Genomic DNA, 8,920 nt, shown 5'->3' on the forward strand with positions numbered 1-8,920 from the left:
CCGCTCAGAACATCGAGTAGAGCTGCGTCAGCGGCAGCTCGGTGGCGGGCGCGGGCTCGATGAGCTCGCCGTCGACGTGGATGCGGAAGGTCTCGGGCTCGATCCGGATGTCCGGAGTCGCGGAGTTGTTGACCATCTGCGCCTTTCCGATCTCCCGGGTCGGCTCGATGCCGACCAGGCGGCGACGCAGGCCGAGACGCTCGGCCAGGCCGGCGGCGAGGGCCGCCGGGGCGACGAACGACACCGCGTGGTCCGCGCCCGGCCCCACCAGGGTCGGCCTCATCAGCACCGGCTGCGGGGTCGGGATCGAGGCGTTCGGGTCGCCGAGGGCGCCCCAGACCAGGGTCCCGGCCTTCATCACGACCTCCGGGCGGATGCCGAAGAACCGCGGGTCCCACAGGACGAGGTCGGCCATCTTGCCGGGCTCCACGGAGCCGACCTCGGCGGCGATGCCGTGAGCGATGGCGGGGTTGATCGTGTACTTCGCGACGTACCGCTTCGCGCGGATGTTGTCCGCCGCTCCACCCAGCGAGCCGAGCCGGGCCTTCATCGCGTGGGCGACCTGCCAGGTGCGGCAGACGACCTCGCCGATGCGGCCCATCGCCTGGGCGTCGGAGGAGGTGATCGACAGCGCGCCGAGGTCGTGGAGCACGTCCTCGGCGGCGATCGTGGTCGCCCGGATGCGCGACTCGGCGAAGGCCAGGTCCTCAGGCACCCGCGGGTTGAGGTGGTGGCAGACCATCAGCATGTCGAGGTGCTCGGCGACGGTGTTGACGGTGTGCGGCAGGGTCGGGTTGGTGGAGCCGGGGATGACGTACGGCAGGGAGGCGACCGAGAGGATGTCGGGCGCGTGCCCTCCCCCGGCGCCCTCGGCGTGGAAGGCGTGGATCGAGCGGCCGGCGATCGCGGAGACGGTCGACTCCAGGTAGCCCGCCTCGTTGAGGGAGTCTGAGTGCAGCGTCACCTGCAGGCCGTGCTCGTCGGCCGCCTTGAGGGCGGCGTCGATCGCTGCCGGGGTCGAGCCCCAGTCCTCGTGGACCTTGTAGGCGGCAGCCCCGGCCAGCGCCTGCTCGGCCAGCCCGGCGGCGGAGACGGTGTTGCCCTTGCCCATCAGCAGCAGGTTGACCGGCAGGTCGTCGAGGGCCCGGTGGATGGTCTCCAGGTGCCACGGCCCGGGGGTGACGGTGGTCGCCTTGGAGCCCTCCGACGGACCGGTGCCGCCACCACCGACGGTCGTGGTGCCGGTCGAGATCGCCTCGACGATCTGAGAGCGGGACAGGAGGTGTACGTGGACGTCGATCGCCCCGGCGGTGAGGATCTTGCCCTCGCCGCTGACCACGTCCGTGCCCGGCCCGATGACCAGGTCCGGGTGGACGCCGTCGGCGATGTCGGGGTTGCCCGAGCGGCCCAGCGCGACGATCCGTCCGCCGCGGATCCCCACGTCGGCCCGGACGATGCCCCAGTGGTCGAGCACCACGGCGTTGGTGATCACCGTGTCGAGCGCGCCCTCGGACCGGGGCACCGTCGACTGGTTCATCGACTCGCGGATCGACTTCCCGCCGCCGAAGACCGACTCCTCGCCGCCCGCGGTCAGGTCGTCCTCGACCTCGATCCACAGGTCGGTGTCACCGAGCCGCACCTGGTCGCCGGTCGTGGGGCCGTAGAGCGCGGCGTACTCGGTCCTGCTGATCTCGACCATCACCCCTCCTTGATCTGGATGCCGGGCACGACGCGGGCGCCCTTGAGCGCGACGATCGCGACCTCCCGGGACGCGCCCGGCTCGAACCTGCGCGACGTCCCGGCCGGGATGTCGAGCCGGAACCCCTCGGCCGCGGCGCGGTCGAAGTCGAGAGCGGAGTTCACCTCGGCGAGGTGGATGTGGGAGCCGATCTGGACCGGCCGGTCGCCGGTGTTGAGGACGATCAGCGTACGCCGCTCCGACTCGCTCCGGTCGGCGTTGAGATGGATGGTGCCCTCGGCGACGCGTACGGCTCCGGGTCCTCGGGACTGCACAGACATGGGGCCTCCTCAGGCGATGGGCTGGTGGATGGTGACGAGCTTGCGGCCGTCGGGGAAGGTCGCCTCGACCTGCACCTCGACGAGCATGTCGGCCACGTCGGGCATGACCTGCTCCCGCGTCAGCACGGTGCGGCCGCGTGTCATCAGGTCGGAGACCGAGGCGCCCTCGCGGGCGCGCTCGATCACCCAGGTGGACAGCAGCGCGACCGACTCGGGGTAGTTGAGCAGCACGCCGCGGGCGAGCCGGTCGCGCGCGACCATCCCGGCCACGGACAGCAGCAGCTTCTCGGTGTCGGACGGGGTCAGATGCATCTGCGGATCCTTCTAGACGGCCAACTGGGATCGGACGTGCTCGTGCGCCCCGGCGCCGCCGTCACCGCTCGCGGTGATCCGGCCGGACTCGAGGATGTAGTAGGCAGAGGCGGTACGCAGCGCGAACCCGACGTGCTGCTCGACCAGGAGCACGGTGAGGTCACCGCGTCCGGTCAGCTCGGAGATCACCCGCTCGATCTCGGCGACCACGTTGGGCTGGATGCCCTCGGTCGGCTCGTCGAGGATGAGCAGCCTCGGCCTGGTCAGCAGCGTGCGAGCGATCGAGAGCTGCTGGCGCTGGCCGCCGGAGAGCAGGCCTGCCCGCCTGCCGAGCAGCTCCTTCAACGCGGGGAACAGGTCGAGCATCTCGCTGATCCCGGCGCGGTCGCCGACCAGCTGGAGGTTCTCCAGCGCGGTCATGTCGCCGAAGCTCTGCTGCCCCTGCGGTACGTAGCCCAGACCGCGCTTCACCCGCGCGCTCGGCCGCAGCGCGGTGACGTCCTCGCCGTCGAGCAGCACCCGGCCGCTCTTGGGGCGGACGAGCCCGGCCGCGGCCTTGAGCAGGGTCGTCTTGCCGGCCCCGTTGTGCCCCATCAGGGCCACCGCGGCGCCGGCCGGGACCTCCAGGCTGACCTCGTGGAGCACCGTGGTGCGGCCGTAGCCGCCGGTGACCGACTCGATCCTCAGCATCAGGCGTCCTCTCCTAGATAGACCAGCTGCACCTGGGCGTCCTCCCGGATCTCGGCGGCCGTGCCCTCGGCGATCACCTTCCCGGCGTGCAGGACGGTGACGACGTCGGCGAACCTGCGCACGAAGTCCATGTCGTGCTCGATCACCACGACGGTCCGCCCGGGGCTGATCCGGCGCAGCAGCTCGCCGGTCTCCTCGCGCTCCTCGGCCGACATCCCGGCCACCGGCTCGTCGAGCAGCATCACCGAGGAGTCCTGCACCAGCAGCATGCCGATCTCCAGCCACTGCTTCTGCCCGTGCGAGAGCACCCCGGCCGGCCGGTCCGCCAGCTCGGTGAGCCCCACCGTCTCCATCACCTCGGCGACCCGCTCGGGCGCACCCCGCCGCGGCAGCATCAGCCGCCACCGCGCCCGGTGCACGCCCGCGGCGATGTCGAGGTTCTGCAGGACGCTCAGCTCCTCGAAGACCGTGGCGGTCTGGAACGTACGTCCCACGCCGAGGCGGGTGATCCGGTGCGATGCCAGCGCGAGCAGGTCTCGTGTGCGATAGCGCGCCTCACCACTCCCCTTCGCCAGGCCGGTCAGGGCGTCGACGAGCGTCGTCTTGCCGGCGCCGTTGGGGCCGATCAGGAAGTGCAGCCGGCCGGGCTCGAGGGTCAGGGAGACACCGTCGATCGCGACGAAGCCGTCGAACTCGACCCTCAGGTCGTTCACCGTCAGGGTCATCGCGCTGCCGCCTCCTCGGGCGCTGCCTCGGATGCTGACCGAGGTAACTCGGCCTGGGCTTGCTTCCCTCGCGGAACTCCACGAAGGAAGCGACTGCTCACCGAGTTACCTCGGCGAGCATTCAGCAGCTGCGCCAGCCCGCCCGGCAGCAGCAGGATGACCAGCACGAACAGCGCCCCCTGGAAGTAGGACCACGACCCCGGGAAGGCCTCGGAGAGCGAGGTCTCGGCATAGCCGACGAGCAGCGCACCGACAGCCGGGCCGAGCAGCGAGGCGCGCCCGCCCAGCGCCACCCCGGCGAGCAGTCCGATGGAGGCGACCACGCCGACGTCGTCGGGCGAGACGATCCCGGCGATCGGCACGAAGAGCGCACCGCCGATCGAGGCCAGGACAGCCGCGATGACGTACGCCGCCAGCTTCACGTTGGCCGGGTCGGTGCCGAGGAAGCGGACCCGCTCCTCGCCGTCGCGGACCGCGACCAGCAGCTCGCCGAAGCGGCTGCGGTAGAGCCAGGCCATCGCCAGGATCGAGACCAGCAGGATCCCGGCGGCGATGAAGTAGAGCATCCGCTTGTTGGCGGGGTCGAACAGGGCGTACCCGAAGAAGCCCTGGAAGTTGTTGAGCCCGTTGGCGCCGCCGGTGGTCTTCACCTGACCGACGAGCAGGATCGCGAAGGCGGCCGCGAGCGCCTGACTCAGGATGGCGAAGTACGCCCCCTTGATCCGTCGCTTGAACACCGCGAGTCCCAGCAGGCCCGCCACCAGAGCCGGCAGGACGAGGATCACCACCACGGCGAAGGCTCCGCTGCGCAGCGGCTCCCACCAGCCCGGCACGGTGGCGTCGCCGTAGAGCGCCATGAAGTCCGGCACCCCGCCGGGACCGGCGTCGGCGAGCTTGAGGTGCATCGCCATCGCGTAGGCGCCGATGCCGAAGTAGAGCCCCTGGCCGAGCACCAGCATCCCGCCCCGTCCCCAGGCCAGCCCGATGCCGACCGCGGCGATGGCGTAGCAGCAGTACTTGGCCAGCAGTCCGAGCCGGAAGTCGGAGAGCACCGCCGGGGCGAGGACGAGCAGGGCGACCGCGAGCAGCAGCCAGCCGACGTACGGGGAGAGCTTCTTCATGCTCATGCCAGGCTCCTGGTCCGGACCGAGAGGATGCCCTGCGGGCGCACCTGCAGGAAGGCGACGATCGCCAGGAAGACGATCACCTGCGCGACCGAGCCGGTCAGGGCGTGGGCGAAGAACGCCTGCAGCAGGCCGATGCCGAGGGCGGCCACGATGGTGCCCTTGAGGTGGCCGATGCCGCCGACCACGACCACGAGGAACGCCTGCACGATGTAGGACGTGCCGAGGTTGGGTCCGGTCGAGCCGAGCAGCGTGAGCGCCACTCCGGCGACGCCGGCCAGGCCGGAGCCGATGAAGAAGGTGGCCCGGTCGGTGCGCCGGGTGGAGATGCCGATGGTCTCGGCGAGGTCCCGGTTGCCGACGGTCGCCCGGATCTGCCGCCCGAGCGCCGTGAACCGGAGCACCGCCAGCAGCGCTGCGACGCAGAGCCCGGCCAGGACGATGATGAAGAGCCTGGTCAGCGGGAAGTCGTAGCCGAGGATCGGGATCGAGCCGTCGAGCCAGCCCGGCGCGGGCACCTCCTTGGCCGGAGCCCCGAAGACGTCGCGCGCGACCTGCTGCAGGACGAGGCCGACGCCGTAGGTGACCAGCAGCGTGTCCAGCGGACGGGCGTACATCCACCGCAGCACGCTCGCCTCGAGCGCCAGCCCGAGCAGGCCGCCGATCACGAACCCCGCGGGGAGCGCGATCAGCAGGCTCAGCTCGGTGCTGGCGACGACGAGCGAGACGACGTAGGCGGTGTACGCGCCGGCCATGATGAACTCGCCGTGGGCCATGTTGATCACGCCCATCTGACCGAAGGTCAGGGTGAGCCCGAGAGCGATGAGGAGCAGGACCGCACCGGCGGAGACGCCGGTGAAGACCTGGGCGAGCAGCGCGTCCAACGGGCTAGTTCTTCCACCAGTCGTAGGACTTCAGGTAGGGGTCGGGCTCGATCGGCTTGTCACTGGACCAGACCGTGTCGATCAGGCCCTCGGAGTTCACCTGTCCGATGAGCGCGGTCTTGGCGATGTGGTGGTTCTCGCCGTCGACCTCGACGGTGCCCTCGGGCGCGTCGTAGGTGACGCCGTCGGCGGCGTCGATGACGTCCTCGACCGCGAACGAGTCGGCCTTCTCGACCATGCCCTTCCACAGGTAGAGCGAGGTGTAGGCCGCCTCCATCGGGTCGGAGGTGACCGCCTTGGCGCCGTTGGCCGCCTTGAAGGCCGTCACGAACTCCTTGTTCGCCGGGCTGTCGATGGTCTGGTAGTAGTTCCAGGCGGTGTACTGCCCCTCGAGGTTGCCCACGCCGACGCCCGGGACCTCCTCCTCGGCGATGGAGACCGAGAGCACGGGCATGGCCGAGGCGGTCAGGCCCTTGCCCTTGTACTCCTTGAAGAAGGCCACGTTGGAGTCGCCGTTGAGGGTGTTGAAGACCGCGTCCGCGCCGGCGGCCTTGACCTTGTCCACGACCGTGCCGAAGTCGGTCGAGCCCAGGGGCTGGTACTCCTCACCGAGCACCTCGATGCCGTTGGCGGCTGCGTACTGCTTGATGATCTTGTTGGCCGTGCGCGGGAAGACGTAGTCGGAGCCGACCAGGAAGATCGACTCGATCTTCTTCTCCTGCTTGAGGAAGTCGAGGGCCGGGATGATCTGCTGGTTGGTGGTCGCGCCGGTGTAGAAGATGTTGTGCGAGGACTCCAGGCCCTCGTACTGCACCGGGTAGAAGAGCAGCGCGTCGTTGCCCTCGAAGACCGGCAGCATCGCCTTACGCGAGCTGGAGGTCCAGCCGCCGAAGACGGCCGCAACGCAGTCGTCCTGGATCAGCTTCGTCGCCTTCTCGGCGAAGACCGTCGGCTCGGACTGGCCGTCCTCGCTGACGATCTCGAGCTTCTTGCCGAGCACGCCGCCGTCGGCGTTGATCTCCTCGGCCGCCATGGACAGGGACTTGAAGACGGTCGTCTCGCTGATCGCCATCGTCCCCGACAGGGAGTTGAGGAAGCCGATCTTGACGGTGTCGCCGCTGGTGTCGACGCAGCTCTCGCCGGTCGCGGAGTCACCGGTCTTCGCGCCGCCGCAGGCGGTCGCGGTCAGGCCCAGAGCGAGCACCGAGCTGGCCGCGAGAATGCGGCTCGAGAATTTCGTACGCACGGGTGGGGGTCCTTCCATCGGACAATTGCTCTCGAATGGAAGGAATCTAGGGACGGCTTGTTTCGCCGATGTATCGGACTCTGTGAGGATTTGTTTCCAGACGGAAACTGCCCTCAGTCGGCAGAGCTCAGGAGAGGTCGTCGAGGGCCGACCGGAGGTCGCGGGTGACCCGGGCGACGGCCTCGGTCCGCTGTCGGGAGCGGATCTCCCGGGCGGCCGAGGCGCCGACCGGCGAGAGCGCGACGACGGCTCGGCGCTTGTCCTCGGCATGGACCTTGCGCAGCACCAGCCCTCGCTCGACGAGCCGGTCGACGTGGCGGGTCAGGGTGCCGGCCGGGAGCGCGGCGCCGTCCGCAAGCCGCGTCATCGTCTGGCCCGGCTCGTCGAGCAGCACGCTGAGGATGCGCCACTGCTCCGCGGTGAGGTCGAAGTCGGCGTACGTCTCGGCGAGCGCGCGCTCGACCCGGCGCTGCGCCCGGGCGAGCAGCACGACCGGATCCGAGCAGCGCAGATCCGTGCCGGCCGTCTCAGCAACCTCCATGACGTCCTCCCGACGATCGATGTCTGCCGTACCCTAGCCACCCAACGGCTCAATGATGAGTCATCAGGGCAACATTCCGTACGGGAGCAGGTGTCGATGACTCCACCGTCGTTCACCCCGTCCTCCCATGCCCTGCTGGGCCTCGCACCGCGTCCGCCGGAGGCCGTCTCGATCGCGTTCGTGGTGCCGATGCAGGGACCGACCGGCATCTACGGTCCCGGCTGCCTGGCGTGTGGCGAGCTGGCTGCCGAGGAGCTCAACGCCGGTGGCGGGATCGCCGGACGGCCGGTCGAGCTGGTGGCGGTCGACGCCGGACGGCCGCCTGCCGAGGTCGCCGCCGAGGTGACCCGGCTCGTCGAGCTCGGCCGGGTCGACGCGATCGCCGGCTGGCACATCTCGGCGGTCCGCCAGGCCATCACCGCCCGCGTCGGCGGCCGGTCGCTCTATGCCTTCGCGGCCATGCACGAGGGCGGCGACGACACCCCCGGTGTCTTCATGATCGGCGAGCGCCCGGTCAACCAGCTGCTCCCCGCCGCCGCCTGGATGCGGGCCAACCACGGCGTCTCCCGCTGGGCCGTCGTCGGCAACGACTACGTCTTCCCGCGGGTCACCGGATCGACGGCCCGCGCCGCGCTGCGCGGCTCGCTCTCGGAGGTCGTGAGCGAGACGTACGTCCCGCTGGGGACGCGCGACTTCGCCGGCGTGCTGCGCGGGCTCGAGGGCGGCGAGCAGGACGGCGTGATCATGCTGCTCATGGGGCAGGACGCGGTGCACTTCAACCGCCAGTTCGCCGCCGCCGGGCTGAGCTCGTCGCTGACCCGGCTGAGCCCCGCGGTCGAGGAGAACACCCTCCTCGCCGGCGGCGCCGGCGCCAACGCCAACGTCTTCGCCGCCGCTGCCTACTTCGACGGCCTCACCACCCCCGAGTCGGCAGGCCTCGCCGATCGCTACTATCGCCGCTTCGGCGAGTACGCGCCCTCCCTGAACGCCGTCGGCGAATCCTGCTACGAGTCGCTGATGTTCCTGCGCCAGGTCGGCGACGCCTGCGGCTCTCTCGAGGTCGAGCCCGCGCTGCGCCTCGCCGAGCGCCACACCTACTCCAGCCCCCGCGGCCTGATGCGGATGCACGGCAACCTCGTGGACCAAGACGTCTACATCGCCGCCGCCGACGGACTCCGCTTCGAGATCCAGGAGCAGATCGCGTACGCCTCGTAGCGGGTCTCCTGCTGTGACATGTCAGGCGGCGAGGGTGTGGTCGAGGAGTACGTCGCGCAGCGCGAACTCTGCCCGCGATAGGGGTGGTGGGTCCGGTCGCCAGGGTTCCGGTGGCGGGCTCGTGTAGACGTGGCGGGTAGGTGTGATGGTGACGATGGAGCCGT

General features: G+C 70.3%; 10 protein-coding genes. 1 reads left to right on the forward strand and 9 read right to left on the reverse strand.

Annotated elements, in window-relative coordinates; all coding sequences use genetic code 11:
* Positions 1-4 precede the first annotated feature (4 nt).
* From G5C66_RS19225 to G5C66_RS19265, 9 genes are all read right to left on the reverse strand, one after another.
* Positions 5-1,699, reverse strand: coding sequence for an urease subunit alpha (locus G5C66_RS19225; RefSeq protein WP_165112535.1), 1,695 nt, complete (start codon positions 1,697-1,699; stop codon positions 5-7).
* On the reverse strand, positions 1,699-2,019 hold the full coding sequence (gene ureB, locus G5C66_RS19230) for an urease subunit beta (RefSeq protein ID WP_165112536.1): 321 nt from the start codon (positions 2,017-2,019) through the stop codon (positions 1,699-1,701). Before ureB ends, G5C66_RS19225 begins: the two co-directional genes overlap by 1 nt.
* Positions 2,020-2,028: 9 nt before the next feature.
* Positions 2,029-2,331 carry an urease subunit gamma gene (locus G5C66_RS19235; protein ID WP_165112537.1) on the reverse strand — a complete coding sequence of 101 codons (303 nt, stop codon included), beginning with the start codon at positions 2,329-2,331 and terminating at the stop codon, positions 2,029-2,031.
* 12 nt (positions 2,332-2,343) lie between these two features.
* Positions 2,344-3,021, reverse strand: a complete 678-nt coding sequence (locus G5C66_RS19240) for an ATP-binding cassette domain-containing protein (protein WP_165112538.1) — start codon at positions 3,019-3,021, stop codon at positions 2,344-2,346.
* Positions 3,021-3,746 carry an urea ABC transporter ATP-binding protein UrtD gene (urtD, locus tag G5C66_RS19245; RefSeq protein WP_165112539.1) on the reverse strand — a complete coding sequence of 242 codons (726 nt, stop codon included), beginning with the start codon at positions 3,744-3,746 and terminating at the stop codon, positions 3,021-3,023. The genes G5C66_RS19240 and urtD overlap by 1 nt, the downstream gene beginning before the upstream one ends.
* Positions 3,743-4,873 carry an urea ABC transporter permease subunit UrtC gene (urtC, locus tag G5C66_RS19250; RefSeq protein WP_241248660.1) on the reverse strand — a complete coding sequence of 377 codons (1,131 nt, stop codon included), beginning with the start codon at positions 4,871-4,873 and terminating at the stop codon, positions 3,743-3,745. Before urtC ends, urtD begins: the two co-directional genes overlap by 4 nt.
* Positions 4,870-5,754, reverse strand: coding sequence for an urea ABC transporter permease subunit UrtB (gene urtB / locus G5C66_RS19255; RefSeq protein WP_165112540.1), 885 nt, complete (start codon positions 5,752-5,754; stop codon positions 4,870-4,872). The genes urtC and urtB overlap by 4 nt, the downstream gene beginning before the upstream one ends.
* Before the next feature lie 4 nt (positions 5,755-5,758).
* Positions 5,759-7,000 carry an urea ABC transporter substrate-binding protein gene (urtA, locus tag G5C66_RS19260; protein WP_338144234.1) on the reverse strand — a complete coding sequence of 414 codons (1,242 nt, stop codon included), beginning with the start codon at positions 6,998-7,000 and terminating at the stop codon, positions 5,759-5,761.
* Positions 7,001-7,127: 127 nt separating this feature from the next.
* Positions 7,128-7,541, reverse strand: a complete 414-nt coding sequence (locus G5C66_RS19265) for a MarR family winged helix-turn-helix transcriptional regulator (protein ID WP_165112542.1) — start codon at positions 7,539-7,541, stop codon at positions 7,128-7,130.
* Positions 7,542-7,637: 96 nt separating this feature from the next.
* Here G5C66_RS19265 and G5C66_RS19270 point away from each other — a divergent pair, with 96 nt between their 5' ends.
* Complete coding sequence (locus G5C66_RS19270; protein ID WP_165112543.1) at positions 7,638-8,756, forward strand: substrate-binding domain-containing protein; 1,119 nt, start codon at positions 7,638-7,640, stop codon at positions 8,754-8,756.
* The last annotated feature ends 164 nt before the right edge of the window (positions 8,757-8,920 follow it).

The organism is Nocardioides turkmenicus (genome assembly GCF_011045035.1).
Classification (GTDB): Bacteria; Actinomycetota; Actinomycetes; order Propionibacteriales; family Nocardioidaceae; genus Nocardioides; species Nocardioides turkmenicus.

Coding starts and splice junctions, on each gene's coding strand:
- G5C66_RS19225 (WP_165112535.1), bottom strand. CDS start 1,699: ATGGTCGAGATCAGCAGGACCGAGTACGCCGCGCTCTACGGCCCCACG.
- ureB (WP_165112536.1), bottom strand. CDS start 2,019: ATGTCTGTGCAGTCCCGAGGACCCGGAGCCGTACGCGTCGCCGAGGGC.
- G5C66_RS19235 (WP_165112537.1), bottom strand. CDS start 2,331: ATGCATCTGACCCCGTCCGACACCGAGAAGCTGCTGCTGTCCGTGGCC.
- G5C66_RS19240 (WP_165112538.1), bottom strand. CDS start 3,021: ATGCTGAGGATCGAGTCGGTCACCGGCGGCTACGGCCGCACCACGGTG.
- urtD (WP_165112539.1), bottom strand. CDS start 3,746: ATGACCCTGACGGTGAACGACCTGAGGGTCGAGTTCGACGGCTTCGTC.
- urtC (WP_241248660.1), bottom strand. CDS start 4,873: ATGAGCATGAAGAAGCTCTCCCCGTACGTCGGCTGGCTGCTGCTCGCG.
- G5C66_RS19265 (WP_165112542.1), bottom strand. CDS start 7,541: ATGGAGGTTGCTGAGACGGCCGGCACGGATCTGCGCTGCTCGGATCCG.
- G5C66_RS19270 (WP_165112543.1), top strand. CDS start 7,638: ATGACTCCACCGTCGTTCACCCCGTCCTCCCATGCCCTGCTGGGCCTC.